Source organism: Chryseobacterium sp. D764 (assembly GCF_019317325.1).
GTDB lineage: Bacteria > Bacteroidota > Bacteroidia > Flavobacteriales > Weeksellaceae > Chryseobacterium.
Genome location: NZ_CP079219.1, coordinates 4,847,736 through 4,873,453, shown reverse-complemented (window position 1 = coordinate 4,873,453; position 25,718 = coordinate 4,847,736). Strand labels below are relative to the sequence as shown.

Sequence of the window (25,718 nt, the reverse complement as noted above, 5' to 3'; positions counted from 1 at the left end):
TTGAAATATGCAGACTTATAAGGATAAAGCAGAACTCATTGAGGAACTCAAAAAAAGATATTTGCTCTATGATCAAGAATTTAACGATATAAAAGAATACGAAAAAGACCTTCTGCAACCCGGAGTTGACAAAACTCCATCACAAAATATTTCCTATCAATTGGGCTGGACTCACCTGCTTTTGCAATGGGAAGCTGATGAACAAAAAGGATTAGACGTAAAAACCCCTACTCCTGAATATAAATGGAATAATCTAGGAGGACTATATCAATCTTTTTATAATGAATATAGTTCTCATAGTTTACAAAAACAAAGAGAACTTCTGCAAGATCAGGTTAATAAAATTATTAATTGGATAGAAAATCTTGACAATGACACCTTATTCACCCCCGGACAGAGAAAATGGGCAACTACACCCGCTCAGTGGCCCGTCTGGAAGTGGATTCATATCAATACTGTAGCTCCGTTTAAAAATTTCAGGACACAGCTTCGGAAATGGAAAAAAGAAAAAGGTACAGAATAACTCTGTACCTTTTATATTTATATTTCCTGAAAAATCTTAAGCCAATTTCATCAAAATATTTTCGTCAATCTTCTCTACTTTCACAATATTGTTCTTTGTCAAAGTTTTGGAAGCTTTATCCCATTTTTTACCTGATAACTGACTTCTTTGTTTTACTTCAGTTAAAGACATTGCTTCTTCCTGAGAATTAAGGATTTCAAGGATTACCTTTTCATCTTCTCCCAACTCAATCTGTGGAACCGCTTTTTCAGGTCTCATCTGAGGGAAGAATAATACTTCCTGAATGGATGCGTTATTTGTTAAGAACATGATTAATCTGTCCATACCGATTCCTAACCCTGAAGTTGGTGGCATACCATATTCCAATGCTCTTAAGAAGTCCTGATCGATGAACATTGCTTCATCATCTCCTCTTTCGGATAAAGTCATCTGTGCTTCAAAACGCTCTCTCTGATCAATAGGATCATTAAGCTCTGAATACGCATTGGCAATTTCTTTACCACATACCATCAATTCAAAACGTTCTGTTAAACCTTCTTTGCTTCTGTGTTTCTTTGTCAGTGGAGACATTTCGATCGGATAATCTGTAATGAAAGTCGGCTGAATGAAGTTTCCTTCACATTTCTCACCGAAAATCTCATCAATTAATTTTCCTTTCCCCATCGTCTCGTTTACTTCAATACCGATAGACTTGGCAAAATCGTATAGTTCCTTCTCTGTTTTTCCTGTAATATCAAATCCTGTGTATTTCAGAATCGCTTCTGTCATGGAAACTCTTGGATAAGGAGCTTTCCAATTGATGGTGTGTTCACCAAAAGTAGATTCTGAATTTCCATTAACCTGAGTGGCGCAGAATTCCAATAACTTCTCAGTGAAATCCATCATCCAGTTATAATCTTTGTATGCTACATAGATCTCCATAGCAGTAAACTCAGGGTTATGTGTTCTGTCCATCCCTTCATTTCTGAAGTTTTTAGAGAACTCATATACTCCGTCAAAACCACCTACGATCAATCTTTTCAGATACAATTCGTTGGCAATTCTTAAATATAATGGAATATCTAATGCATTATGATGCGTGATAAACGGTTTTGCTGCAGCTCCACCAGGAATTGACTGTAAAATAGGGGTTTCTACTTCAAAGTATCCTGCATCGTTGAAGAATGTTCTCATTGAATTGAACAATTTTGTTCTCTTCACAAAAATTTCTTTAACCTGTGGATTTACCGTTAAATCTACATAACGTTGTCTGTATCTTAATTCAGGATCTGTAAAACCGTCGTGTACAACACCATTTTCGTCTGTTTTAGCCTGAGGAAGAGGACGCAAAGCCTTTGTAAGAAGTGTAAAGTTCTTTACTAAAACCGTCATTTCTCCTACCTGCGTAGTAAACAACTCTCCTTCGATACCGATAATATCACCGATATCCAAAAGGTGCTTGTATACTTCATTATATAGTTCTTTATCTTCACCCGGACAGATCTCGTCTCTGTTGAAGTAAACCTGGATTTTTCCTTTAGAATCCTGCAATTCTGCGAAAGAAGCCTTCCCCTGAATTCTGCGGGACATCAATCTACCAGCGATCTTTACCTGTTTACTTTCAGAAAAGTCCTGTTTTATAGATTCTGTAGTATCTGTAATGGTATACTCATCCGCAGGGAACGCATTAATCCCCATTTCAGTAAGCTTATTCAGCTTTTCTCTTCTAATGATTTCTTGTTCTGATAATTGCATTTCTTATTTTTCTAAAAGCGTACAAATTTAGGCATTTTTGACCTGACCGTCAATGGCTTTTTTAAGAAATTTTAAAAAGTGAAGAGGAATGGTGTTGAGATACGAGATTCGGGATATTGGGATATAAGATTCGGGATGCTGTCAATAGTGAATTTTGCTTCGCAAGTGAATGGTGAGTTTTGATGGAAAATCAAGACAATGATAACCAATGAAAACAGAAACCTTAAACTTTTATACAAACCACGTTCTCCTCTCCTTCTGAGGAATAAACGTCCAGGCAAGCATTCTGCTTACTTTCTGTCCTTGAGCCATATCAATGGTTTTCACCTCTACAGCGTTTACTTTCTTTAAAAGGTTGGTGAGTTTATTAAGATTGTCTTTTTTGGAAACCAGACACGTGAACCAAAGAACCTGTGATGAAAACAATGCACTTTCATGAATCATCTTCGTGATAAAAGCCAATTCACCTCCTTCACACCATAGCTCAGATTGCTGACCACCAAAGTTTAGCAAAGGTTTTACTTTCTTTGATTTATTAAGATTCTTTGTTTTCCTGATATTCCCTTTCATTGCAGCTTCTTCCGAATCATGAAAAGGAGGATTGCACATGGTAAAAGTAAACCTGTCTTCAGGACCAATAATATTTTTAAAGATATGATCAGCATCGGGCTGACTTTTCAACTGAATGGCAGATGAAAGTTCCGGATTTTGATCTAAAATATGCCGGGCATTGATCAAAGAATCCTGATTGATATCTGTTCCCAGCATGGCCCAGCCATAAGATTGATGACTGATTAAAGGATACACAAGATTGGCTCCTGTTCCTATATCAAGCCCTTTTACAGAACTTCCTGTAGGAATTTTATCCAATTGTTCAGTTAAAAGATCGGCAATATAATGTACATAATCTGCACGTCCGGGAATGGGAGGACAAAGATTAGTGTCCGGAATATCCCAGCCTTTAATATGGTAAAAATGTAAGAGTAAGGCTTTGTTGAGCAGTTTCACCGCTTTTGGAATGCTGAAATTAATAGTTACCGTCTGATAAGCATTAACGAAAACAAAGTGTTTCAGTTCTGGCACACAAGAAATAAGCGCATCAAAATCATAGGGATTACGATGTAGATTTCTTGTATGCAGACTGGATTTTTCAGCGGACATATTTTATTTCTTCTGACTTAAAATATATTCCACCATTTTTTTGGCATCTTCTTTAGATACCTGTGGATGGGCAGCCATAGGCACACTTCCCCATACTCCACTTCCGCCTTCTATAATTTTGGAAGCCAGCAGTTCTGTATCCTTTTCAGAGTACTTTCCTGCAATTTCCTTATAAGAAGGTCCTATCATTCTCTCATTCACAGAGTGGCATCCTGAGCAATCCAATGTTTCCATGATCTGATCACCTGAAAGATTAGCTGGTACCGGTTCTGAAACAGCAGCTGTCTCAGAAGAAGCTGCCACTTCTGCTGTATTTTCTTTTTTAGAACAGGAAACGATCATAAGACCCAATATTCCTGCCAAAAGTATTTTTTTCATTATTTCTTCGCTGTAGAATCTGTTTTAGCAGCTTCAGGAGCAGTGGTAGCCGGAGTTGCAGCAGCAGGAGCAGCAGTTTTAGCTGTAGAATCTACAACAGTTGTTGCTTCTGGCTCTTCCATCATCGTGTTGCTATCCTGTAAAGAGTGATCTGGCTTTTTTTTGCAGCTTGCTACTAATAAACCTCCGATAAATGCGATTGCTAATACTTTTTTCATTTTTTTCTAATTTGGAAGCAAAAATATAAAAAATAAAGTTTTAAACTTATGACAAATGTTTTCTTTGATAAATATTTTTTAAAGGTTTAATTATAATCAGATCAATAAAAAAATAACTCAAACACTAGGGAATTTTAAGTCGGCTTGTTATTTTTGTATTACGGATAATCCGAACCAAAAATCAATCTATTAATTGAAAAGTTTATGACTAAAAAAAATTTAATGGGTGCCGCTTTCTTTGCTGTACTCTCTTCCCTGCTTATTTCCTGTGATAATTCATCGAACGAGCCGCAATCAGAATATACTGATAAAATTGAATCAGTAACACTTTTAAAAACGACAAAGTCTTGGGATGGAACTGTATATCCGGCCTATCCCACAACACAGCCCGAAATATCGGTTCTGAAGATTGCAGTTCCTCCCAACAGAGCTCTGGACTGGCATAAACACCCTGTCATTAATGCAGCTTATGTAGAAAAAGGAGAAATACAGATCGAGAGAAAAGAAGACGGCAAAACACAATGGATAAGAAAAGGTCAGGTTCTTCCTGAAATGGTCAACATTGCCCACAGAGGAAAAACCGGAGATAAAGGAGCAACCCTGATTGTTTTCTACAGCGGGACTCCTGATATCCTTTTGTCTGAACCGGTAAAATAGTTGTTTTAAACGCTATGTTCGCAAGGGCACTTCGTTTAGCTAATAACAGCAGACCTTGCTAAGTGAAACGCCGTTGCGAGCATATTAATAATAATCTAATAGCATCCTTGCGATCTCAGCGTTTAAATTCTTTAAATTAACAACAATTTAAATTATCTGATGACTGTACATCTTACTGAATAAAAAGCCTTTGCAAACATATTATAATAATTTAATAACATCTTTACGATCTCAACGTTTAAATAAAATAATTATATTTAATGCATGGTTTTAATTTCAAAAATTCTGTTTTTCACCAGCCATCACGGTTTTTATACTGTGATTCTGTTGTTTGTGTTCTTTGGACTTCTCTCCTATCTGACAAAAAAAGCACGGTTCCTGATCCCGATCCTTCCTCTGGCTATATTAAATGGGTTTGGAGGTCAGTTTTTAAATGCATGGTTTTTAAACAAATACGGAGTGGAAAGTACCGCTATCATCACGTCTGATGTAGAAACCAATTCTACCCTGAACGACATGTATATCCACGATTATGAAGCTATTGTAAAGAAACAGGACGGGAAATACACCACTACTTTTTTCTCTACCACTTCTGCAGCAATCTATCCTATCAGAAATTCAATCAGAATACCGGGTGACAAGGATATTCCTGTAAAATACATTCCGGGATATGAAAAGAACATAGTCATCCTTTATGATCAGTCCAGAGAAGGAAAAATTTTAATCCAATACGAAAAGTTAGCTCCCGTCAATTCTGCAAAAACCAAGTATGAGGCAGACAAAACGAATAAAGAATTCATTGAAGAATATATCGCAGCATTGGAAGAGTATGTAAAATACTATGATGATGAAACCTACAAAGAGAAAATCAAAGAATTGCAACTTGAGCGTAAGCACCTTAAATAGGAGGTTATTATATTAAGTTTTTTTAATTTTTACTATTTTTTAGTTTTTGTATTAAAAAAATTTCTACATTTGTCCCATGTTTAAAATGAGCAACAATATTTGGTGGTGGCTTTCAAACTCTTCGTCGGGTCTGAAGGTATTGTCATGTTGCTAATCATACAGCAGAATAATCAAAAAACAATATATAGGCTTTGACGGATACCGTTGAAGCCTTTTTTTATTCCTCAACTTTATAAAAAATAAAAAAACAACAAGATGTTCACTGACACAATTAAAATAAAAACTGTTTCGAAAAAAACACTGGGAGATCTTCATACTCCCATGAATATTTACCTTAAGATCAGGGATAAATTCCGTGATACGATTCTTCTCGAAAGCTCGGATTCAAAAAGTATTGATAATAATTTTTCCTTCATCGCAGTGAATGCCATTGCAGGAATTGAAGTGAAAAACCTCAACGAATATGAAATCAAGCTTCCTGCTTCTGCTCCTGTAAAGCAATTCATGATGGAACGCAATATCACCGATATATTTGAAGAATTCAGGAAAATTTTTAAATGTGAAGAAACCAACGACCCTATAGAACAGACCGCTCAGAGCCTTTTTGGCTATACAAGTTTTGAGGCGGTACAGTTTTTCGAAAACATCAATCTTAAAGCACAAAGTAAGGAAGTTGAAATTCCTGTGCTGAGATACAGATTATATCAATACGTGATCGCTATCAACCATTTCAATGATGAAATGTATATTATTGAAAACTCTATTGATGGGGTAAAATCTGAATTTCATCTGTTGGAAAATCTTATTAAAAACCAGAATACTCCGGTGTATCCTTTCGAAAAAACAGATAAGGAAACTTCCAATATTACTGATGAAGACTATATCGAACTGGTAAAAACAGCCCAAAAGCACTGCATGCGCGGAGATGTCTTCCAGCTGGTTCTGAGCAGAAGATTTGAACAGAAATTCAAAGGTGATGAATTCAATGTATACCGTTCTTTAAGAAACATCAACCCTTCTCCATACCTTTTCTATTTTGATTACGGAAATTATAAATTATTCGGATCAAGCCCTGAAAGTCAATTAATCATCAAAAACAATAAAGCAATTATCCACCCAATTGCCGGAACATCTAAAAGAACAGGAAATCTGGAAACGGATCTTGAAGCTATCGAGGTTTTAAAAGCTGATCCTAAAGAAAATGCAGAACATACCATGCTGGTTGACCTGGCAAGAAATGACCTTGGAAAACTCGGAAAAAATGTAACGGTAAGCAAACTTAAAGAAATTCAGCTGTTCTCTCACGTTATTCATATGGTAAGTGAAGTGACTGCTGATGTGGCTGATGATATCAATCCTCTTGAAATGGTTTCCGCTACTTTCCCTCAGGGAACACTGAGTGGTGCACCGAAGCATAAAGCTCTTCAACTTATTAATCAATACGAAAAAGATTCCCGCGGATATTATGGCGGCTGTATAGGAATTATCGGATTGAACGGTACCTGCAATCAGGCCATTATGATCAGAACTTTCTTAAGTAAAAATAATACACTCTTTTACCAGGCTGGTGCCGGTATTGTAGCAAAATCAGTTCCGGAAAATGAACTGCAGGAAGTCAATAACAAGCTGAATGCCCTTAAAAAAGCAGTTGAAAAAGCAGAAAAAATAGTTGAAAAATAAAATAGTTCCAATCAACTAGCAACTAGCAACTAGCAACTAGCAACTAGCAACTAGCAACTAGCAAAAAAACAACCTAACAAAAAAGAAATGAACAACAATATAAACACTCAGCAGACTCTGCTTAAAGTTCTCGTTTTTGACAACTATGACAGCTTCACTTATAACCTGGTCCAGATTATTGAAAGAATTCTGAATCAAAAAGTAGATGTGGTAAGAAATGATAAAATTACCCTTGAAGAAATTGGAAAATATGACAAGATCATCCTCTCACCGGGACCTGGAATTCCTGAAGAAGCAGGTATTTTATTAGACCTTATTAAGGAATATGCCCCTACGAAAAGTATTCTTGGAGTATGTCTCGGACAACAGGCTATCGCTGAAGCTTTCGGAGGAAATCTTATTAACCTGACTGAAATTTTCCACGGGGTGGCAACGACTACTGAACTGGTAAAAGAGAATACAAAACTTTTCAAAAATTTAAGTTCAGGACTGGAAGTGGGCAGATACCACAGCTGGGCAGTAAATCCCGAAGGGTTTCCGGAAGAGCTGGAGATCACAGCCGTAGACAAAGACGGAATGATCATGGCTTTACAGCACAAAACCTATGATGTACACGGAGTACAGTTTCACCCTGAGAGTATTTTAACACCCGAAGGAGAAGTCATCATTAAAAACTTTCTTTTACCGTGAAAACATTAGAAATTCCATCAACAACAATAAAAACACCACAAATGAAAGAAATACTGCAATACCTGTTCAACCATAATACGCTTTCAAAATCAGAAGCTAAAGCTACTATGATTGAGATTGCCCAGAATAAGTTCAATGCCGCAGAAGTTACCGCCTTTATCAGTGTTTTCCTGATGAGAAATATTACCCTGAAAGAAGTGGAAGGTTTCAGAGAGGCTCTGCTTCAGATGGCTGCTCCTGCAGACATAGAGGCAAGTAATGCCATTGATATTGTGGGAACGGGAGGTGACGGAAAAGATACCATCAATATATCAACATTGGCCAGCTTTGTGGTGGCCGGAGCCGGACAGAAGGTAACCAAACATGGAAATTATGGTGCTTCCACTACCACAGGTTCATCCAATGTACTGGAAGAACTGGGATATCAGTTCAAAAACAACTCGGAACAATTGAATGAAGACCTTGAAAGAGCCAACATCTGCTTTTTACATGCTCCTTATTTTCATCCCGCGCTGCAATCGGTTGGATTATTGAGAAAATCTTTAGGATTAAGAACATTCTTTAATCTTTTGGGACCATTAGTGAATCCTGCAAAACCCAAATATTCAATGATTGGAGTGTACAACCTGGAAATAGCGAGAATTTATCAGTATCTCCTTCAAAAAGAGGAACGTGAGTTTATTCTGGTACACGGCCTTGACGGATATGATGAAATAAGTCTTACCGATGACAGTAAAATCATCACAAAAAACGGGGAGGAAATATATTCTGCAGAAGATTTAGGTTTCAATCCGGTAACGCTGGAAGATATTAAGGCTGGAAGTTCTATTCAGGAAACAGCAAAAATATTTATGAATATCCTGGAGGGAAAAGGTACAGAACAACAAAATTCTGTGATTCTGGCGAATGCTTCGGTAGCTCTTTACAACACGCACAGGTTTGGAACGTATGACAACTGTCTTCTTTTAGCCCAGGAAAGTCTGCAAAGCGGAAAAGCACTGAACAGTTTTAATCTTTTAATTAATTAGTCTTATTATTTTTTTTAACCGTTAAGAATTTTTAAGTGATGAAGAATAGTTAAGATCATAGCTAAAGCTATTTATTCAGCGACATCCTTCATTCTCCATCTTTGATGGAACTTAATTTATCTTATCATCTTAATATCCCTTAATGGTTTATCATTTTTATCATCTTATTAAATTCTGTATCAAATGACTATACTGGATAAAATTATTGAACAAAAAAAATTGGAGATTGCGGGAGCAAAATCACGTATATCTCTTGATCGATTAAAAAATACAGGCTTTTTTGGAAGAAAAACCTATTCTCTGAAAGAATCCATCAAAAATAAAAACGGGATTATCGCTGAATTTAAAAGACAATCTCCTTCAAAAGGGATTATCAACAATAGTGTAGAGCCTTTAGAAGTGGTTTCAGCTTACGAAAGCTTTGGAGCCAGCGGAATTTCTATCCTGACCGATCATGATTTTTTTGGAGGAAATTTAAATGATATTCTAAGTGTAAGAAATGATATTAAAATTCCGATCCTGCGAAAAGATTTTATGATTGATGAATACCAGTTCTATGAAGCCAAAAGTATAGGAGCAGATGTTATTTTACTGATTGCGTCTTGCCTTTCACCTGCTCAGGTAGATGAATTCACAGCACTTGCCCACGAACTGGAAATGGAAGTTTTATTGGAAATTCATACCGAAGATGAACTGAAACATTTTAATTCAAAAATTGATCTTGTGGGGATCAACAACAGAAACCTTAAGGATTTCAAAGTGGATCTTCAACATTCTGTTCAGTTGAAAAATCAGCTTCCCAAAGAAGTTTTATCTGTAGCGGAAAGCGGCATTTACAATCTTGAAGATTTTCAGTTTTTAAAAGAAAAAGGATTTGACGGCTTCCTGATGGGAGAATATTTTATGAAAAATACGAATCCTGCCAAAGCATTTGAAAATTTCTCAGTACAAATTTAATATATAAACCATACCTGATCATGAATCTGCAACCTTCCAGCACTCCAAAACTCAAAGTATGTGGTTTAACACAATTAAACCAGATTCAGGAGCTGATCACTATGAACGTAGATTTCCTTGGCTTTATCTTCTATGCAAAATCACCAAGATATGTGTTGAATCATCTGAGCCTGGAAGAGATCTCTACTATTGATCATCACGGGAAAACAGGTGTTTTTGTGAATGAAGCCACGGATACCATTCTCAAAATTGTTCAAAAAGCAGGATTACATTTTGTTCAGCTTCATGGTGACGAAAGTGATCGTTTCATTGCTGAATTAAGACAAAAACTGGATCCCGAAGTTAAGATCATTAAAGTGATAAGAATAGGAGAAAATGATTCAGATACCAAAAATAAAATATTGCAAACTTTTAACCTGCAACCAGCAACCTCGACTCTACAACCTATCTCCTATTACCTTTTCGATACAGATGGAAAAACATTCGGCGGAACGGGAAAACAGTTTGACTGGTCTTTATTGAAAGACCTTACTATTCCTCTGCCCTATTTTTTAAGTGGAGGTATTTCAGAGGAAAACATTGGAAATATCGAAGCATTACAACAAAAACCATATGCTTTAGATATCAATTCAAAATTTGAAACTGAACCAGGATATAAAGATATTGACCGCATAAAAAAGTTTAAAGACCTATATCAGTAAAAGATATAACAACTAAAAAAACACAATGATGAACATACACTTGCTAAAAAAGACATTTTATAAAACCTTATTTCCTCCTAAGTTCGGGAATGAAAAAATACAGTCTCTGTACCATTTTGTTGCTGAGAATGACAGTAATATCGAGCATTGGGAAGTTGGTGGATTATTGTCTGAGTTCATTGATATTATTAAAGATTTTCAGGAAACCGATATCCAGTATTTTTTTGAAAGAATCAGTTTATGGAACAGCTATTATCTTGTTATTATTTCAGATAAGTTTCTGGAAAACCATGTAAGATCAGTTATAAAATATGACTTAGGATTGATTTATGCTAAAATATTTCTGCTGTATGAAGATGCTGATTCTTATTATCTGATTGACAATCTGGAAATTGCAATTACCATGTATCAGTCACAAATAGATAAAGCAACTTTGATTGATTTGATGCATAAAATAGAATTATTACATTATAAAAAACTGATTACCAAACAACAACACGATTACCATCTTACATTTATTAATAGTTTGAATTCATGAAATATCAGATAAAAGAAACTAAGGATTTAACGGAAAGCGAGATAGAACATATCTTGCAGCTTTGGGATATTTCTGCCTGGAATACTATGAAACCTGCCTATTTCCGGACTTTTTTCAAAGATTCAGAATTTCATTTTATGCTGAATAGCGATGAGAATATACTGGCATTGATGCGTGTAAATTTTGATTTCACCTTAAAAATAACGGGCATTGACTATTCTTTTGGAGAAGCTGTAGGTCTCGTTTCTGCACATAAAAAGAAAGGATATGGAGCAGCTTTAGTCCATCATTTCGAAGAAAATGTCATTCAGAGAAATTTGGATACTATTGGTTTCTGTCATTCGGATCTTCGTCCTTTTTATGAAAAGTGTTCGATTGAAATTCTTCATGATAAAGCCAAAATGATCAAAGAAAGTATCGGTTCGGAATGGATAAACTCTGAAGATGATGATATTTTGATTTTTAATGTTTCAAAGGAAACAAAAGAACTGCTCAATCAGCTGAGCTCACAGAATAATGCTTATTTAATTAGTAAAGAATAAAAAAATGAATTATAAAAACCCCGATAAAAACGGATATTATGGAGAGTTTGGAGGTGCTTTTATCCCCGAAATGCTTTATCCTAATGTAGAAGAATTACAAAAAAACTATCTTGAAATTATAGAATCTGAAGATTTTCAGACTGAGTATCAGGATTTGCTGAAAAACTATGTAGGCCGTGCAACACCATTATATTTTGCTAAAAATCTAAGTCAGAAATACCAGACTCAGATTTATTTAAAACGTGAAGACCTCAACCATACCGGAGCTCACAAGATCAATAACGCTCTGGGACAGGTTCTATTGGCAAAACGTCTTGGAAAAACCAGGATTATTGCTGAAACCGGAGCCGGGCAGCATGGTGTTGCCACTGCTACAGCGTGTGCTTTACTTGGTTTGGAATGCATCGTTTATATGGGAGAAATTGACATCCAGAGACAGGCCCCGAATGTTGCAAGAATGAAAATGCTGGGTGCGGAAGTTGTGCCAGCTACTTCAGGATCAAAAACCCTTAAAGATGCCGTGAATGAAGCATTAAGAGACTGGATCAACAATCCTCAGACAACTCATTATGTAATCGGAAGCGTGGTAGGTCCTCATCCTTTCCCCGACCTTGTGGCAAGATTCCAAAGCATTATTTCAAAAGAGATTAAAGAACAACTTAAAGAAAAAATCGGTAGAGAAAATCCTGATTATGTGATTGCCTGTGTAGGTGGAGGAAGCAATGCTGCAGGAACTTTCTATCATTTTGCAGAAGAAAAAGAAGTAAAAATCATTGCTGCAGAAGCGGGAGGATTGGGAGTAGATTCAGGAAAATCTGCAGCTACTACATTTTTAGGAACTCTTGGTGTACTTCATGGAAGCAAAAGCCTTGTGATGCAGACGGAAGACGGCCAGGTGATAGAACCCCACTCTATCTCTGCAGGACTGGATTATCCGGGAATAGGGCCTTTTCATGCCCATTTATTTAAAGAAAAACGTGCTGAATTCTTTAGCATTAATGATGATGAAGCTTTAAAATGTGCTTTTGAACTGACCAGACTGGAAGGAATTATTCCGGCATTGGAAAGCTCCCATGCGCTTGCTGTTCTGGACAAGAAGAAATTTAATGAAAATGATGTTGTCGTTATTTGTCTGAGCGGCCGTGGAGATAAGGACATGGAAACGTATCTGAAAAACCTGTAGAATGTATTTCCCCGGCTGACATTCATTACATTATACTTTAATACCATAAAAAATGAAAAAACTAAATATATACTTCACCGCAGGAATTCCACAATTGGAAGATACCGCTGATATTATAAAACTGATTCAGGATTCCGGAGCAGATATGATCGAAATCGGAATGCCATATTCTGATCCTGTAGCAGACGGACCGGTGATTCAGAAGGCTCATGAACTGGCTTTACAAAACGGAATGACGATTGAAAAACTGTTGTCTCAATTAAAAGCGATCAAAAACAAAATCAGAATTCCGATTATTCTGATGGGTTATATCAACCCTGTATTGAGTTTCGGATTTGAGAGATTCTGTGCGGCATGCTCCGAAAGTGGTGTTTCAGGATTGATTCTTCCGGATCTTCCTCCAATCGAGTTTGAGAAAAATTATCAGCAGATTTTACAACAATATAACCTTAATTTTACCTTTCTGGTAACGCCGGAGACTTCTGATGAAAGGATGATCTATCTGGATTCTTTAAGTTCAGGTTTTCTGTATGCAGTAAGCTCTTCCTCCACAACAGGAAATGAAAATGCCGTTTTAAAAAATGAGAACTACCTTTCCAGAGTAGCATCCCTCCCGCTTAAAAATCCTGTGATGATTGGATTCGGAATCAAAACGAAAGAGGATTTTGAAAATGTAACGGAAAAAGCAGATGGCGGTATCATAGGAACAGCCTTTGTGAATATTTTGCTTCAGGATAAAGACTGGAAGAAAAGTGCCATAGATTTTATCCATTCAATCAAAGGGTAAAATTCACTAAATTTGTATATCAAAAATTGAAATGAATACAAATCAAAATAAATCAGTAGAATTTGAAGATTTAGGGGTCAAAGAATATCAGCCAGCCTGGGATTATCAGGAACAGCTGATGAAAAATATTATTGATACCAAAATAAAAAACAGGGATCTTCCTGCAGAACAACATAGTACTACTTCCAATCATCTTCTTTTTGTAGAGCATCCTCATGTTTATACTTTGGGAAAAAGCGGACATGAAGAAAATATGCTTGCCGGCATTGATAAACTGAAAGAGATTGATGCTACTTTCGTAAAGGTAAACCGCGGTGGAGATATTACGTATCACGGCTATGGACAGGTTGTAGGCTATCCTATCCTGGATCTTGAAAACTTTTTCACAGACATTCATTTATATATGAGAAATCTGGAAGAAGTGATCATCAGAACTATTGCCGAATATGGCATTAAGGGTGAACGTTCTCCGGGAGAAACAGGAGTATGGCTGGATGTAGGGAAACCTTACGCCAGAAAGATGTGTGCTATGGGGGTGAAAGCTTCCCGATGGGTTACCCTTCATGGTTTTGCCTTAAATGTAAATACGGATATGCGTTATTTTGAATATATCATTCCGTGTGGAATCAAAGATAAGCAGGTGACTTCTCTGAAAAGAGAACTTGAAAGAGAGCTGACATCCGAAGAAGTGGAAGAACTGAAAGCAAAAATCAGAAAACATTTTGCAGACGTTTTCCAAGCAGAATTGATCTACAAATAATCAAGACAGCTTAAGATATAATAAAAAACCAGTTTCAAATGTTGAAACTGGTTTTTTAGTTTAAATAATATCATATTATCAGAACATTTAGATTCCTACAGAATGACAAACTGTGGATAAAACTCCATTTCAATTGTGTCATTCTGTAGAAATCCAGACTTAATCAAAAAGAACTATTTCCCTCAATTACCACCATAATCATTAGTTTTTTGCCATTTTCAATATCATAAAATCAAAAATATAACAGGATAATGCGTTTTTTTGAAAAAAAATCTTGTATATATTTTAAATTTTATTATTTTTAATATCACAAAATAGTGAACTATTATCATTAGAAAGTTCACAGAAAATTAACCACCAAAATATAAAAACTATGAAAAAATTTCTGTTATCCATGATGGTTTTCGTAACGATGCTGTCATTCAACGCCTGTTCAGATTCAAATGCCAACCAGGACCCGAATCTTGTTGCCAAAGAGTCAAACGAAATTGCAATGAAAGATTTCGGCAAAACTGTTCCGGTAGGGATTGAAAAAGAAGATGGGAAATTTAAAATCTCATTTATGATTACTGCCCAGCCCTACTACATAAAGGACAGTAAAGAAAATGCAGGTTATATTTCCATGATCAGACAGGCAGTTGAAAATGAAACTCCTGTTCAGATTTTCCTTAAAACCAATACCAGCGAAATCGCAAAAGTAGACAAAGCAACAGATGAAGATATCCGTTATTTCAAATCTATCTTTACTAAAGATGTAAAAGAAGAAAGCAGAAAGGCTGTAAGTGTCATTCCTAACCTTGCCACTTTAAACAGTCTGTTTGCTCAGATTAAAAACCAGGCTTGCGGAACTTCTACAGCTTCTTCTCCGTGCATCACCTTCAGATATCCTGTTGACGGATGCTACGCAAGAGCTCACAAAATGAGACAAATACTATTGAATGCAGGATATGACTGTGAAAAACAGTTTGTATATGGTAACCTTAGAGCTTCTACAGGAACATGCTGCGTATCATGGGTATATCACGTAGCGATATTGGTAAGCTTTAAAAATGCTTCCGGAATTGTTGAAAAAAGAATCATTGATCCATCATTATTCTCCAGCGGACCTGTAACTGATGCTGCATGGAGAGCTGCATGTACCAATACAAGCTGTGGATCTGCTTCTGTATCTTCATATGCCAATACAGCAGGAAATGTATACTACAGAAGCCCGGCAGGATCTTTACTGTATGATAACAATTATGTAAATACCAATTGTGTATTGAATATCTTCTCATCCCTTTCAGGATGTTCTCCTTCTCCTGCACCTAGCGTAGGAAGCTGTGGATTTTAACTAATTTATATAGGGCTCCTGCATTTATTTTGATACATTGCAGGAGCTTTTTACTTAATACTTTTTGCTATGAAAGCCTGGTCCTATTTACTATTACTTTTTATTATGATTACATCCTGTTCCGGTAATTCCAGTTCACAAAAATTAACATGGTATAACAATTCCGCCATCACAAATATTACTGAAGATCCGGACAAACCTAATGAAGTGGTACGCGTTGCCATTGGAATCAGTGCGCAGGTTTTTTATATATCAAAGAAGTCACCGGATTACAGGAGTCTTATAGAAAAAGCTACACTGAGCTTTAAAGAAAGTAAGACCTATAATATTGGTATTGAAAATAAGACCAATATTATCAAAGAAATTAAAGAGGTTAAATAATCTTTACGCTCTCTGAAATTGTATGCCATTATCTGATCACAGAAATTCCGGCATCCACTTTTACTTCAGCTCCATGAATATAGGAGGCTTCCTCTGAAGCAAGAAACAGAACCACATTAGCTATTTCTGACGGTTCGCCCTGTCTTTTAAAAGGTATGGTAGGAATAATATCTTCAATGGCACTTTCAATCTGTTCTCCGGTTAAGCCTGTATTATTAAAAATGTTTGTTTTAATATGTCCGGGACTCACCCCGTTGACACGGATACCCCGTTCAGTAAGCTCTACCGCAAATGTCTTAATGAAAGACTGCACTGCTGATTTGGCCGAAGAATACACGGAAAAATTATGCATCGCAATATCTGTCGCCACAGAAGTATTAAAAATAACGGAGCTTCCGCTATTCATCAATGGCAATAGCTGCTGCACTGTAAAAAAAGGACCTTTTACCAGGAGATTAAAAAGTTCATCAAACTGATTTTCATCCACATATTCTACAGGCGCAAATTTTCCATATCCTGCATTGGCAAAGACCAGATCAATATGTTCTGTATATTTTCTGACTTCCTGCCGAAGGTTCATCAGGTCTTTTATATTTCCTGCGTTGGATACGATTCCAAAAGCCTTTTCCCCCAGTTTTTCTAAAGCGATATTGACGGTCTCTTCACTTCTCCCTGTGATAATGACTGTTCCTCCTTCTTCGATGAATTTTTGAGCAGTAGCCAAACCCATCCCATTGGTTCCACCTGTAATCAAAGCGGTTTTGTTTTTAAATCTCTGCATTGTTTTTAGTTTAAATTTCTATTGCAAAGATTGGAATACAAAGGCTTTGAAAAAATCCGAATCATGCGGAAATGGATTAAAAGCAAATCGCTTATTTTCTGCTTATTTTAGTTCATCAATAATTGTCATCAATAAAATCTTTCAAAATTAAATTGCATACAATTTAATTGCTTGTATATTTGCAGTGTTGTTTTACTTCAATATAAAAAAATCAGGAAGTTTAATAATCGCCAAGTAGTTTAATTTAAAACAAAGAAAAAATGTCATTAATAGAAAACCTAAACTGGAGACATGCTGTAAAAGCTTATGACCCGAACAAAAAAATTTCACAGGAAGACCTTACTACTATTTTAGAATCAGCAAGACTGGCTCCTACTTCATCCGGATTGCAGCCCTTCCGAATTATTGTAGTAGAAAACCAGGAGTTGAAAGAGAAAATGGTAGCCGGAGCTTTAAACCCTGAAGTAATGAGAGATTCTTCTCACGTTTTGGTATTTGCAGCATGGGACAGCTATTCTAATGAAAAAATTGACAAAGTTTACGATTATCATACGGATGTAAGAGATCTTCCGAGAGGACGTTTCGGAAGCTATACTGATACAATCAAGAAAATGTACGGAGCACAGACTCCTGAAGAGCATTTTGCACATACTGCCCGCCAGACTTATATTGCCTTAGGAATTGCTCTTGCACAGGCGGCAGAACTTAAAATCGACAGTACTCCGGCAGAAGGATTCAACAATGCTGTAGTGGATGAAGTACTGGGATTAAAAGAACTGGGATTAAAAAGTGTAACTCTTTTATATCTTGGATACCGTGATGAAGCTAATGACTGGCTTTCTTCTATGAAAAAAGTCAGAATTCCAATGGATGAATTTATCATAAAAAAGTAATACCTTCATCGAATCTTTCGTACCAAAACTTATGGAAAATCCGAAAACACCTAAACTAGAAAACCAGATTTGCTTCCCGCTGTATGTTATTGCCAAGGAGATTACAGGACTTTACCGTCCTTTCCTCGATGAGCTTGACATGACGTATCCGCAATACCTTGTAATGATGGTATTATGGGAAGGTGACGGACTTACGGTAACGCATATCGGAGAAAAACTGTATCTGGATAGTGGAACTTTAACACCTCTTCTTAAAAGACTGGAGTCTAAAGGATTTATCAGCAGAAAAAGAAAAAAAGAGGACGAAAGAGTGGTTGAAGTATTTTTAGATGAGGCTGGCAAACAGCTTCAGAAAAAGGCATGTGAAATTCCGGGAAAAATTCAGGAAAAACTGGGTATACAGCCGGAAGAACTGCTGCATCTTAAAGACACAGTCCTAAAAATATTAAACAAAATAGAAAAATAAATGAAAACATTATATACAACTCAGGTAACTGCTCAAGGAGGCAGAAACGGACATGTAAAAAGTGAAAACGGAGTTTTGGATCTTGAAGTAAGAATGCCAAAAAATCTGGGAGGAGCCAATGATGATTTTGCCAATCCTGAAATGCTTTTTGCAGCTGGATATTCTGCATGTTTCGACAGCGCTCTGAACAGAGTAATCAGCCTTTCTAAAGTGAAAACCGGAGAAACAACTGTTACTGCACAAGTGAGCATTGGCCAACTTGAGAACGGAGGTTTCGGTCTGGCAGCAGAGCTTGACGTCAACATTCCCGGAGTTTCTATTGAGGAAGCACAGGCTCTGACAGAAAAGGCACACCAGATCTGCCCTTATTCTAATGCAACCAGAAATAATATGGAGGTGAAACTATCAGTAACCAACAACGATTAATCCAATTTTTTTTAAGCATAGTTATAACGAAATGAGCTGTTTCCATGGAAACAGCTCATTTCTATTTTATATTTTTAACCCCAGATTTCTCAGATGGACACAGATGATTGCGTTTATTTTAAAAGACTGATTCGGCTATTACTCTCTTAAAAATAGATTAATTTTGTATCATGGACATTATTATAGATATCGTTTGTCAGGTGTATGCAGGACAAAAATCAAGAAAGACAATCAATTTGGTATTGAATACATTTCTTCCCGGCTACGAAAAATTAAATCTTGATTATACTTATCCAAGACACGACAGGAATTATATTTTTAAAACGGAAGATGAAATGATTGGTTATTTCATTGAAACGCCTTCCATCACCCAGACTTTTTATTGGAATAAATATCATGATAATCCCAACAAAATCATGGTAGGTGCAGATATTACTGATGACGACAAACTTATTATGAGCCTGACCTTAAATGGTACCAAGGAAACTGAAAAAATGTATTTCGACCAGCTCAAAAGTATTTTACAATCTGATATTGGAGTGATTTCACACGTTGATCCCTCAGATTATGAAGATGGAGAAGATTTTATTTTGAAATATAGATAAACAAATTATAGCGCACTGACATAATTCATAATTCATAACTCATAACTCATAACTCATCATCACCTCCTGTCTTTATTTACATCACTTTTCTGATAGGCATCTACCTTTTTATAAGAATCATTTTTTTCTTTTTCTTTTTTATCGGAAATCAGAATTCCGAAAAGATGGTCGATCTCATGTTGGAAAATTACCGCTGTAAAACCTTCTACAATTTCTGAATATTTCTGTCCTTTCAAATCAATATATTCCAGCTGAATCACTTTACTTCTGTAGAACTGATCTCTGAAATCGGGAATAGACAAATCTCCTTCAGGCCCAAGATTCTGCAGATCGGAATGCCAAACAATGACAGGATTAATAAAATATTCCAAAGGAGTTCCTTCTTTGTCAAAACGTTGTACCCAGATAACTTTTCTGTTGATTCCCACCTGAGGCGCTGCAATTCCTACTCCGCCATCCGTAGAAAGAAGAGATTCTTTCATTCTTTTTACCAGAATAGCTGTATTCGGATCAAGGGGATCAATCTCTGAAGAAATACTCAATAGTGTTTTATGTTGATTGGTATCGGTAGTCTGATAGATGGGCAATGCAGTATTTGTATCACCTTGATTAATTAACGAAATTTCATTGGAAGTGAGTTTTTGGGCATTGATCAGTCCGATAAAAAAGATCAGCAGAATGGATATTTTTTTCATGTTTTTTGGAATGTTGTACAAAGGTAAAAATTGTGGAATAAAAATGATTATTCAATAATTAATTTTACGTTTTGGCTAAAGCCAATGGAAGTTTTGTTATAAAAAATAAACGGGCTAAAGCCCGTTCCTATTGAATATCTGTAATTTAAGATTTTATTTTTGTCTTTCTGAGCACAGACTGAAGGTCTGCGAATACAATTCAGAAATGTAGTGAATAATCTAATATATTTAATTAGCTATAAGACTCTTCGTCAGAATGACACTTTTGCGAGAGCATAATTAAAAAGTCTTAGTCATATCTCCCGGAATAATCAGATTGAAATCTGTCGGGATATAGTCTTTGGCCGGCACTTTCAGTTCAGGATCTCCTGATTCAAAAACAGAGATTACTGCCATTTTCAAATTAGGATTTTTCTGTTTGATATACCAATAGATTCCGCCAAATTCTTTGCTGTGATAGTTTCCGTTGTAATGGATAAATGTTTTTCCGGCCTGATAATTTTTCAGAATAGATTCTGCCATTGTAGCATCTTTCGTTGCCTGGGCTGAAATAAAATTCATCACTTTTGTTCCTTCTGCATGATCTCCCATCATCTTTTTCATTTCTGGATATCCTGGGGTGTCCAGCGTAACTTTGATAGGCAGCTGAGCAATGTATGTTTTCTCTTTTCCGCTTAATTTATTCAGGGATTCAAGACCTTCCTTCGCGGTTTGAGAGGCATATTTCCTTGGGATATTGGTAGCAATAAAATTCAGTTTTTTATCTTTAGCAAAATCAACCAGAGGTTTATAATCTGTTGCATAATTGTTCCATAAACGGGCAGAGTCTTTCAATGTCTTAGCATCAAATTTCCCGTTTAAATACTGATTCAGCTGTGCCTGATTATCTCGTTCAAACATTTCTGCGCCTAAAATAAGCTGACCGTTCTTTTTTGCAAACAAGGCTTCTGTAATTTTAAGCTGAAGCCAATGATTGATAGAACTGTTATGATTTTCTCCAAAAAAGACCACATCATAATCCGCCAGTTCTTTCACCAGTTTGTCAGTCTTTATTTCCTTTCCTTTCTTATCATAAAACTGGTAAGCTTTAAAGTCCTGGGCCTTCAATGAACAGAAACCGGCAAGCAATATCGCTATGAAAATATTTTTCATTTTATTTTATATTTAACCACAAATTACACAAATATTTTGGCAGTTATTGCACTGTAACAGCACATCTTCTTTATTTAAATCTTAAAATTATTTTTCGCCAAAACCTGAAATAAAAAAGACCGCTTTGAATTTCAAAAACAAAACGGTCTCATTCAAATCATCTAATTATTACTTTTCTAATGCTGCTACAAGGTCCTTCCACTCCTGAAGCTCAGGAATTCCAGGTTTCCTTTTTCCAAAGAACTGAACAATAAAGTCTCCTTCATTGTTGAATACTTCGATAGCTGTTACTTCTCCGTCCTCCGTTGGTTTTTTAACGATCCAAGCTTCTGCAATTTTCGTTACATCAAGGTGTAAATTGAAATCAGGATCCATTACGTTGAACCATTGCTGGTGCCAAAGTGTTTTCTTCACATTTCCTGTGTGAATCTGAATAATTCCTCTGTTTCCAACGAAAACCATGATCGGTGTATTTTTTTCAGAAGCATCTTCAAGGATGTTTACCACTTTTGCGTTATCGATTTTCTTAGCAAATCCTTCCGGAGCTAATCTTAATGCCTGTGTTCTGCTTACTCCATATTTTCTTGTCATCATGAAAAAATCATGTGTGTCTTTCAATTCTGTCCAAGCTTTTTTGAATCCTTCTACATCAATTTCAGAATCTGCTTTTTCTGGCTGTTTTGGAGCTACAGCTTCAAAAGCCAATACCTGATTCTGATCTTCTGCTTTGAATTTTTCTACAATCGCATCGAAACCAGCTTCATTGCTATTTTTAGTCAAATAAATCTTGTGAAGTGCCAAGCCGTCTTTCCCGAAAAACTGAAAGCTTTTCTTATCTCCTTCCAGTACTGCAAAAGCAAATTTCCAGTGGTTAAGGAAAATTCTAAGGTCGATATCTTCACCTACAAAAAGCTGTGCATGAGGGCTGCTGAAATCTCCGTTTAGATACGTTCCTTTTCTTTCATGAACACACTCATCGTTACGGGTAAGAGCCATTACTTTTCCTAACTGCTCAGCTTCTGTAAGGATTCCCTGGAAATCCGGGTTCAGGACAGTAACTCCTTCTCCAATGCTTGTTGCCAATAATTCGGCTTCACTTACTTCTAATTGTGCTGCTGCATTTCTTATTCTGATATGTGGATTTTCTGCTTTCAGAGCTTCCCATTTTTCCTTTAAATCATTAACTAATGTGCTCATTACTTTACTTTTTTATGGTTAAAATTGTATAAATTCTTTGTATTGTTTCGTTTCCTGTTTTACTTTTTATTTCTTCTTCTTTTTCAGAAGTTTTCATTCTTTTAAAATGACTTTTGGAGATCAGTTCTTCCATTTCACTGTTGTTGTACAGGATGAAGTCATATTCCGTAAACGGCAGTTTTTCCATGAATTCTCTTTGTCCGAATGTAAGAACGAATGTTCCGTCATCTTTTAAAACCCTGTATATCTCATTTAAAAATTCTACCGGATTTTCCCAGAAATAGACTGTATTGACTGTAAATATTTTATCAAAAGCTCTGTCCTGGAAAGGGAGTTTACTGCCTTCATACAAAACAAAATCTGCCTGGCTTTCAAATTCTTTATTGAGCCTTTTGGCTTCATTATGCATGGTTTCAGAAATATCAATCCCGGTATATCTGAGATTTTTGGCAAGACTTATTATACTTTTCAGGTGTGCGGCATTCCCGTGTCCTATTTCGAGGATTTGCTGATCATCATCTACCACCAGTGTTTTGATACTTTCTAACGTCATACTGATGTTAGTGGCATTCATCATTTCACCAATCTCGATGCCTTTTTCCCCCTGAGGATTGGCAAGATTCTGTGCAAGGATTTTGAGTTCTTCTTTTTCCATGGTTATCCAAAAATGATCATAGGGTTATTGGTAATTGGGTGTTCGCAAATGGTACAGGGAAAATTATAGGCATTGCTGATATTTTCTGCTGTAAAAACTTCCTGTGGAGTTCCATAGGCGGAAACCTGTCCTGATTTCATTAATAAAATTTTGTCTGCAAATTGTGCCGCAAGGTTGAGATCATGCAAAACAACAATGGCACTATTGGCTTTTTTTGTAAAATTTTTGATAATTTCCAACGCCTTATACTGATGTTTTATATCCAAATTGTTCAAAGGTTCATCCAGAAAAACCAGTTTGTGGGCAATTTCATTTTCAAGCTGTGCCATTACTCTTGAAAGATGTACACGCTGCTTTTCTCCTCCTGAAAGTGTATTGTATTCTCTTTCTTTAAGATGAAAAATATCAGTTTCGTACATCATATTGTTCATGGCTTCCAGATCTTCTTTTCCGGGCTGAGCATCAAAATACGGATATCTTCCCATCATGATCACATCTTTTACCTCAAGCGGAATATCATTGCTGTTGTGCTGTGAGAACTTTGCTTTATGTTTTGAAAGCTCTTTGATATTCCATTCTCTGATGGGTTTATCCTTAAATAAAACCTTATTATTTCCGGATTTCACTTCATCTGCCAATACGCTCAGAAGACTTGACTTTCCTGCTCCGTTAGGTCCTACAATAGCCAAAAATTCACCATACTCCAGAGAGACATCTACCCCGTCCAGAATTCGGAAATCTTTATGTTTATAATTAATCTGGTGTGCCTTGATCATTACAGTGACTTTTTAAATTTAACCAAAATAGCGATAAAAATAGGTCCTCCCATTAAGGCTGTTAAAATACCGATCGGCAGTTCTGACGGTGCTACAATACTTCTGCTGAAGGTATCTGCTGTCAACATTAAAATGCTTCCGCACATTGCCGATAATGGCAAAATAAAAGCATAATTGGATTTGAATAAGAGTCTTAAAATATAAGGTACAATAAGACCTACAAAACCTATAGTTCCTGAGAATGCCACACAGCTCCCTACCATTAAAGCTACAATAATAATAATCTGTTTTTTCAGCCTTTCCACATTGATTCCCAGATGGTGTGCATCTTTTTCTCCCAGCATCATTGCATTCAAAGCTTTACCTTTCGGCAATAAAATGATATAGGCAATGATCATAACAATGGCCAGAATGATATTCTTAGTCCATGTTGCTGCTGCCAAACTTCCTAAATTCCAAAAGGTAAGATCTCTAAGCTGCTCATCTTTTGAGATGTAGATCAGAAATCCGGTTACTGAAAAACCGATAGCCGTTATTGCGACTCCCGTAAGCAGCATCATGACCACATTTGTTTTTCCTCCGCTTGTTGAAATTCTGTAGACCAACATCATTGATAAAAAAGAACCGATAAACGCCGCGATTCCTACCAGTGAAAATTGTACAGCCTCAGGAAGATATTCTTTGAAATGTCCTCCTAAAACAATCGCAATTGCTGCCAGCAAAGTTGCTCCCGATGTAAGTCCTATTAAATCTCCCGTTGCCAAAGGATTCTTGAAAAGTCCCTGAAGACTTGTTCCTGAAACCGACAACATACTTCCTACTAAAATTGCCATGATAATTCTGGCTGCTCTTACGTCCCAGATTACATATTTATCACTCAATGATAAATTGGAATCTCCTTTTATAAATTGCCACAGTGCCATGAACGGAGAGTTTCCTCCAAAATCATAAACTCCTGTATTAAGTGACAGTACTGCTATAATAGTAAGCAGTACTGCACTTATAATAAGATAAAAGTATAGTTTACTTTGTGTTTTCAATTAAAAGTTTGTTTAATCCTACTGCTGCTTCTCCTAATCTCGGCCCGAAACCTGATACTAAACCTCCGTCCATTGCGATGATTTTTTTATTCTTCCCTGCATTCGTTTGGGAAACACCCGGCATTTTAAGAGCGCCTTCATTTCCTCCAGCTCCCTGTAAACCTGTTTCAAAGAAGAACAGTACATCAGGATTGGCTTTTACAACAGCTTCCGGGGTCAATGGTTTGAAATCTTCAAAATCAGTTACGGCATTTTCACCGCCTGCAAGGGTAATTAATGAAGCCATTGGTGTATTTTTACCACTCACCATCAGCATATTTCCTCTGGCATAGATGAACAATACTTTTGGCTTTTTAGCAATAGGCTGTACCTGTTTAAGATCTGCATCAATCTTGTCATTCAGTTTCTGGTAGTCTGTATTTCCGATAGCTTTTGCTACAGATTCAATCAACTTTTTAGTTCCTTCTACCGTATATTCCTGTTTGAATACTTCAGTTTTAATTCCTGAAGATTTTATTTTCCCCATCAATTCCGGGTTGATATCTTTATCAGAAGCTAAAATTAATGTTGGAGAGACTGCCATGATCGGCTCAATAGTCATTGATCTCATGTGGCCTAAATCTTTAGCTGTAGCTTTTAAAGATGCAGGATAAGTACTTGTAACATCCGTTCCTACGATTTCTTTTTCGTGGCCCAGGGCAGATACTATTTCAGTAATTCCTCCACTTAATGTTACTATTTTATTGTTGGTCTTTGGTGCTTCAGAAGTAGCTTCCGTTGTACTTTCTTTTGGTGATCCTTCTGCCTTTTTGCAAGAATACACTGCTACAAGTACAGAAGCTGCAAGAATGAATTTTTTCATGATATACTATTAT

At 36.4% G+C, this 25,718-nt stretch carries 31 protein-coding genes; 19 read left to right on the top strand and 12 right to left on the bottom strand.

The window, feature by feature from the left end:
* The first annotated feature begins 7 nt into the window (after positions 1-7).
* Complete coding sequence (locus KYG33_RS22160) at positions 8-523, top strand: ClbS/DfsB family four-helix bundle protein (RefSeq protein WP_219072434.1); 516 nt, start codon at positions 8-10, stop codon at positions 521-523.
* A gap of 36 nt (positions 524-559) precedes the next feature.
* Here the strand turns inward: KYG33_RS22160 and lysS are convergent, their stop codons facing one another.
* The 4 genes from lysS to KYG33_RS22140 form a co-directional block, all read right to left on the bottom strand.
* Positions 560-2,257: a lysine--tRNA ligase gene (gene lysS, locus KYG33_RS22155; RefSeq protein ID WP_077415123.1), complete on the bottom strand. Its 1,698-nt coding sequence runs from the start codon at positions 2,255-2,257 to the stop codon at positions 560-562.
* Between the two features lie 231 nt (positions 2,258-2,488).
* Positions 2,489-3,418, bottom strand: coding sequence for a 23S rRNA (adenine(1618)-N(6))-methyltransferase RlmF (gene rlmF / locus KYG33_RS22150; RefSeq protein WP_219072433.1), 930 nt, complete (start codon positions 3,416-3,418; stop codon positions 2,489-2,491).
* A gap of 3 nt (positions 3,419-3,421) precedes the next feature.
* A complete protein-coding gene (locus KYG33_RS22145) occupies positions 3,422-3,796 on the bottom strand; it encodes a c-type cytochrome (RefSeq protein ID WP_077415127.1) in 375 nt (124 codons plus the stop codon).
* Positions 3,796-4,014, bottom strand: coding sequence for a hypothetical protein (locus KYG33_RS22140; protein WP_047383346.1), 219 nt, complete (start codon positions 4,012-4,014; stop codon positions 3,796-3,798). Before KYG33_RS22140 ends, KYG33_RS22145 begins: the two co-directional genes overlap by 1 nt.
* A gap of 204 nt (positions 4,015-4,218) precedes the next feature.
* Between KYG33_RS22140 and KYG33_RS22135 the strand changes: the two genes are divergently transcribed.
* From KYG33_RS22135 to KYG33_RS22070, 14 genes are all read left to right on the top strand, one after another.
* Positions 4,219-4,671, top strand: a complete 453-nt coding sequence (locus tag KYG33_RS22135; protein ID WP_219072432.1) for a cupin domain-containing protein — start codon at positions 4,219-4,221, stop codon at positions 4,669-4,671.
* 264 nt (positions 4,672-4,935) lie between these two features.
* Complete coding sequence (locus KYG33_RS22130) at positions 4,936-5,577, top strand: hypothetical protein (RefSeq protein ID WP_077415131.1); 642 nt, start codon at positions 4,936-4,938, stop codon at positions 5,575-5,577.
* Positions 5,578-5,832: 255 nt separating this feature from the next.
* On the top strand, positions 5,833-7,257 hold the full coding sequence (locus tag KYG33_RS22125) for an anthranilate synthase component I family protein (protein WP_180565522.1): 1,425 nt from the start codon (positions 5,833-5,835) through the stop codon (positions 7,255-7,257).
* Positions 7,258-7,344: 87 nt separating this feature from the next.
* Positions 7,345-7,947, top strand: coding sequence for an anthranilate synthase component II (locus KYG33_RS22120; protein WP_077415135.1), 603 nt, complete (start codon positions 7,345-7,347; stop codon positions 7,945-7,947).
* Positions 7,948-7,988: 41 nt separating this feature from the next.
* Positions 7,989-8,975 carry an anthranilate phosphoribosyltransferase gene (gene trpD, locus KYG33_RS22115; protein ID WP_077415137.1) on the top strand — a complete coding sequence of 329 codons (987 nt, stop codon included), beginning with the start codon at positions 7,989-7,991 and terminating at the stop codon, positions 8,973-8,975.
* A gap of 183 nt (positions 8,976-9,158) precedes the next feature.
* On the top strand, positions 9,159-9,932 hold the full coding sequence (trpC, locus tag KYG33_RS22110) for an indole-3-glycerol phosphate synthase TrpC (RefSeq protein WP_077415139.1): 774 nt from the start codon (positions 9,159-9,161) through the stop codon (positions 9,930-9,932).
* A 20-nt stretch (positions 9,933-9,952) separates the two neighbouring features.
* The gene (locus tag KYG33_RS22105) at positions 9,953-10,633 is read left to right on the top strand and encodes a phosphoribosylanthranilate isomerase (protein ID WP_219072431.1); all 681 of its coding nucleotides are present in this window, start codon (positions 9,953-9,955) and stop codon (positions 10,631-10,633) included.
* A gap of 25 nt (positions 10,634-10,658) precedes the next feature.
* A complete protein-coding gene (locus tag KYG33_RS22100) occupies positions 10,659-11,171 on the top strand; it encodes a hypothetical protein (protein ID WP_077415141.1) in 513 nt (170 codons plus the stop codon).
* Entirely contained in the window at positions 11,168-11,713 is a 546-nt protein-coding gene (locus KYG33_RS22095) for a GNAT family N-acetyltransferase (RefSeq protein ID WP_077415143.1), read from the top strand. Before KYG33_RS22100 ends, KYG33_RS22095 begins: the two co-directional genes overlap by 4 nt.
* 4 nt (positions 11,714-11,717) lie before the next feature.
* The gene (trpB, locus tag KYG33_RS22090; protein WP_219072430.1) at positions 11,718-12,896 is read left to right on the top strand and encodes a tryptophan synthase subunit beta; all 1,179 of its coding nucleotides are present in this window, start codon (positions 11,718-11,720) and stop codon (positions 12,894-12,896) included.
* 52 nt (positions 12,897-12,948) lie between these two features.
* Entirely contained in the window at positions 12,949-13,683 is a 735-nt protein-coding gene (trpA, locus tag KYG33_RS22085; protein WP_180565520.1) for a tryptophan synthase subunit alpha, read from the top strand.
* A 31-nt stretch (positions 13,684-13,714) separates the two neighbouring features.
* Complete coding sequence (lipB, locus tag KYG33_RS22080) at positions 13,715-14,443, top strand: lipoyl(octanoyl) transferase LipB (protein WP_077415149.1); 729 nt, start codon at positions 13,715-13,717, stop codon at positions 14,441-14,443.
* A gap of 373 nt (positions 14,444-14,816) precedes the next feature.
* Entirely contained in the window at positions 14,817-15,776 is a 960-nt protein-coding gene (locus KYG33_RS22075) for a protein-glutamine glutaminase (protein WP_139348487.1), read from the top strand.
* A 105-nt stretch (positions 15,777-15,881) separates the two neighbouring features.
* Positions 15,882-16,157, top strand: a complete 276-nt coding sequence (locus tag KYG33_RS22070; RefSeq protein WP_219072429.1) for a hypothetical protein — start codon at positions 15,882-15,884, stop codon at positions 16,155-16,157.
* Positions 16,158-16,185: 28 nt separating this feature from the next.
* Here the strand turns inward: KYG33_RS22070 and KYG33_RS22065 are convergent, their stop codons facing one another.
* A complete protein-coding gene (locus KYG33_RS22065; RefSeq protein ID WP_219072428.1) occupies positions 16,186-16,938 on the bottom strand; it encodes an SDR family oxidoreductase in 753 nt (250 codons plus the stop codon).
* A 260-nt stretch (positions 16,939-17,198) separates the two neighbouring features.
* Here KYG33_RS22065 and KYG33_RS22060 point away from each other — a divergent pair, with 260 nt between their 5' ends.
* The 4 genes from KYG33_RS22060 to KYG33_RS22045 all read left to right on the top strand — a co-directional run bounded on the left by KYG33_RS22060 (position 17,199) and on the right by KYG33_RS22045 (position 19,328).
* Positions 17,199-17,831, top strand: a complete 633-nt coding sequence (locus KYG33_RS22060) for an NAD(P)H-dependent oxidoreductase (protein WP_047383317.1) — start codon at positions 17,199-17,201, stop codon at positions 17,829-17,831.
* A gap of 31 nt (positions 17,832-17,862) precedes the next feature.
* Positions 17,863-18,297: a MarR family winged helix-turn-helix transcriptional regulator gene (locus tag KYG33_RS22055; RefSeq protein ID WP_077415157.1), complete on the top strand. Its 435-nt coding sequence runs from the start codon at positions 17,863-17,865 to the stop codon at positions 18,295-18,297.
* Positions 18,298-18,723: an organic hydroperoxide resistance protein gene (locus KYG33_RS22050; RefSeq protein WP_077415159.1), complete on the top strand. Its 426-nt coding sequence runs from the start codon at positions 18,298-18,300 to the stop codon at positions 18,721-18,723.
* 170 nt (positions 18,724-18,893) lie between these two features.
* Complete coding sequence (locus KYG33_RS22045; RefSeq protein WP_219072427.1) at positions 18,894-19,328, top strand: hypothetical protein; 435 nt, start codon at positions 18,894-18,896, stop codon at positions 19,326-19,328.
* A gap of 59 nt (positions 19,329-19,387) precedes the next feature.
* Here the strand turns inward: KYG33_RS22045 and KYG33_RS22040 are convergent, their stop codons facing one another.
* The 7 genes from KYG33_RS22040 to KYG33_RS22010 all read right to left on the bottom strand — a co-directional run bounded on the left by KYG33_RS22040 (position 19,388) and on the right by KYG33_RS22010 (position 25,705).
* On the bottom strand, positions 19,388-20,023 hold the full coding sequence (locus KYG33_RS22040; RefSeq protein ID WP_219072426.1) for a peptide deformylase: 636 nt from the start codon (positions 20,021-20,023) through the stop codon (positions 19,388-19,390).
* 279 nt (positions 20,024-20,302) lie between these two features.
* Positions 20,303-21,175: a ChaN family lipoprotein gene (locus KYG33_RS22035; protein ID WP_219072425.1), complete on the bottom strand. Its 873-nt coding sequence runs from the start codon at positions 21,173-21,175 to the stop codon at positions 20,303-20,305.
* A 168-nt stretch (positions 21,176-21,343) separates the two neighbouring features.
* On the bottom strand, positions 21,344-22,372 hold the full coding sequence (locus KYG33_RS22030; protein ID WP_180565516.1) for a hemin-degrading factor: 1,029 nt from the start codon (positions 22,370-22,372) through the stop codon (positions 21,344-21,346).
* A gap of 4 nt (positions 22,373-22,376) precedes the next feature.
* The gene (locus tag KYG33_RS22025) at positions 22,377-23,027 is read right to left on the bottom strand and encodes a class I SAM-dependent methyltransferase (RefSeq protein WP_077415169.1); all 651 of its coding nucleotides are present in this window, start codon (positions 23,025-23,027) and stop codon (positions 22,377-22,379) included.
* A 2-nt stretch (positions 23,028-23,029) separates the two neighbouring features.
* Positions 23,030-23,803, bottom strand: a complete 774-nt coding sequence (locus KYG33_RS22020; RefSeq protein WP_180565515.1) for a heme ABC transporter ATP-binding protein — start codon at positions 23,801-23,803, stop codon at positions 23,030-23,032.
* Positions 23,803-24,843, bottom strand: coding sequence for a FecCD family ABC transporter permease (locus KYG33_RS22015; RefSeq protein ID WP_077415173.1), 1,041 nt, complete (start codon positions 24,841-24,843; stop codon positions 23,803-23,805). Before KYG33_RS22015 ends, KYG33_RS22020 begins: the two co-directional genes overlap by 1 nt.
* Positions 24,827-25,705, bottom strand: a complete 879-nt coding sequence (locus KYG33_RS22010) for a hemin ABC transporter substrate-binding protein (protein WP_077415175.1) — start codon at positions 25,703-25,705, stop codon at positions 24,827-24,829. Before KYG33_RS22010 ends, KYG33_RS22015 begins: the two co-directional genes overlap by 17 nt.
* Positions 25,706-25,718 lie beyond the last annotated feature (13 nt).

Bases quoted from the DNA above. Each gene is read 5' to 3' on its own strand.
- KYG33_RS22160 (WP_219072434.1), top strand. From the start codon at position 8: ATGCAGACTTATAAGGATAAAGCAGAACTCATTGAGGAACTCAAAAAA.
- lysS (WP_077415123.1), bottom strand. From the start codon at position 2,257: ATGCAATTATCAGAACAAGAAATCATTAGAAGAGAAAAGCTGAATAAG.
- rlmF (WP_219072433.1), bottom strand. From the start codon at position 3,418: ATGTCCGCTGAAAAATCCAGTCTGCATACAAGAAATCTACATCGTAAT.
- KYG33_RS22145 (WP_077415127.1), bottom strand. From the start codon at position 3,796: ATGAAAAAAATACTTTTGGCAGGAATATTGGGTCTTATGATCGTTTCC.
- KYG33_RS22140 (WP_047383346.1), bottom strand. From the start codon at position 4,014: ATGAAAAAAGTATTAGCAATCGCATTTATCGGAGGTTTATTAGTAGCA.
- KYG33_RS22135 (WP_219072432.1), top strand. From the start codon at position 4,219: ATGACTAAAAAAAATTTAATGGGTGCCGCTTTCTTTGCTGTACTCTCT.
- KYG33_RS22130 (WP_077415131.1), top strand. From the start codon at position 4,936: ATGGTTTTAATTTCAAAAATTCTGTTTTTCACCAGCCATCACGGTTTT.
- KYG33_RS22125 (WP_180565522.1), top strand. From the start codon at position 5,833: ATGTTCACTGACACAATTAAAATAAAAACTGTTTCGAAAAAAACACTG.
- KYG33_RS22120 (WP_077415135.1), top strand. From the start codon at position 7,345: ATGAACAACAATATAAACACTCAGCAGACTCTGCTTAAAGTTCTCGTT.
- trpD (WP_077415137.1), top strand. From the start codon at position 7,989: ATGAAAGAAATACTGCAATACCTGTTCAACCATAATACGCTTTCAAAA.
- trpC (WP_077415139.1), top strand. From the start codon at position 9,159: ATGACTATACTGGATAAAATTATTGAACAAAAAAAATTGGAGATTGCG.
- KYG33_RS22105 (WP_219072431.1), top strand. From the start codon at position 9,953: ATGAATCTGCAACCTTCCAGCACTCCAAAACTCAAAGTATGTGGTTTA.
- KYG33_RS22100 (WP_077415141.1), top strand. From the start codon at position 10,659: ATGATGAACATACACTTGCTAAAAAAGACATTTTATAAAACCTTATTT.
- KYG33_RS22095 (WP_077415143.1), top strand. From the start codon at position 11,168: ATGAAATATCAGATAAAAGAAACTAAGGATTTAACGGAAAGCGAGATA.
- trpB (WP_219072430.1), top strand. From the start codon at position 11,718: ATGAATTATAAAAACCCCGATAAAAACGGATATTATGGAGAGTTTGGA.
- trpA (WP_180565520.1), top strand. From the start codon at position 12,949: ATGAAAAAACTAAATATATACTTCACCGCAGGAATTCCACAATTGGAA.
- lipB (WP_077415149.1), top strand. From the start codon at position 13,715: ATGAATACAAATCAAAATAAATCAGTAGAATTTGAAGATTTAGGGGTC.
- KYG33_RS22075 (WP_139348487.1), top strand. From the start codon at position 14,817: ATGAAAAAATTTCTGTTATCCATGATGGTTTTCGTAACGATGCTGTCA.
- KYG33_RS22070 (WP_219072429.1), top strand. From the start codon at position 15,882: ATGATTACATCCTGTTCCGGTAATTCCAGTTCACAAAAATTAACATGG.
- KYG33_RS22065 (WP_219072428.1), bottom strand. From the start codon at position 16,938: ATGCAGAGATTTAAAAACAAAACCGCTTTGATTACAGGTGGAACCAAT.
- KYG33_RS22060 (WP_047383317.1), top strand. From the start codon at position 17,199: ATGTCATTAATAGAAAACCTAAACTGGAGACATGCTGTAAAAGCTTAT.
- KYG33_RS22055 (WP_077415157.1), top strand. From the start codon at position 17,863: ATGGAAAATCCGAAAACACCTAAACTAGAAAACCAGATTTGCTTCCCG.
- KYG33_RS22050 (WP_077415159.1), top strand. From the start codon at position 18,298: ATGAAAACATTATATACAACTCAGGTAACTGCTCAAGGAGGCAGAAAC.
- KYG33_RS22045 (WP_219072427.1), top strand. From the start codon at position 18,894: ATGGACATTATTATAGATATCGTTTGTCAGGTGTATGCAGGACAAAAA.
- KYG33_RS22040 (WP_219072426.1), bottom strand. From the start codon at position 20,023: ATGAAAAAAATATCCATTCTGCTGATCTTTTTTATCGGACTGATCAAT.
- KYG33_RS22035 (WP_219072425.1), bottom strand. From the start codon at position 21,175: ATGAAAAATATTTTCATAGCGATATTGCTTGCCGGTTTCTGTTCATTG.
- KYG33_RS22030 (WP_180565516.1), bottom strand. From the start codon at position 22,372: ATGAGCACATTAGTTAATGATTTAAAGGAAAAATGGGAAGCTCTGAAA.
- KYG33_RS22025 (WP_077415169.1), bottom strand. From the start codon at position 23,027: ATGGAAAAAGAAGAACTCAAAATCCTTGCACAGAATCTTGCCAATCCT.
- KYG33_RS22020 (WP_180565515.1), bottom strand. From the start codon at position 23,803: ATGATCAAGGCACACCAGATTAATTATAAACATAAAGATTTCCGAATT.
- KYG33_RS22010 (WP_077415175.1), bottom strand. From the start codon at position 25,705: ATGAAAAAATTCATTCTTGCAGCTTCTGTACTTGTAGCAGTGTATTCT.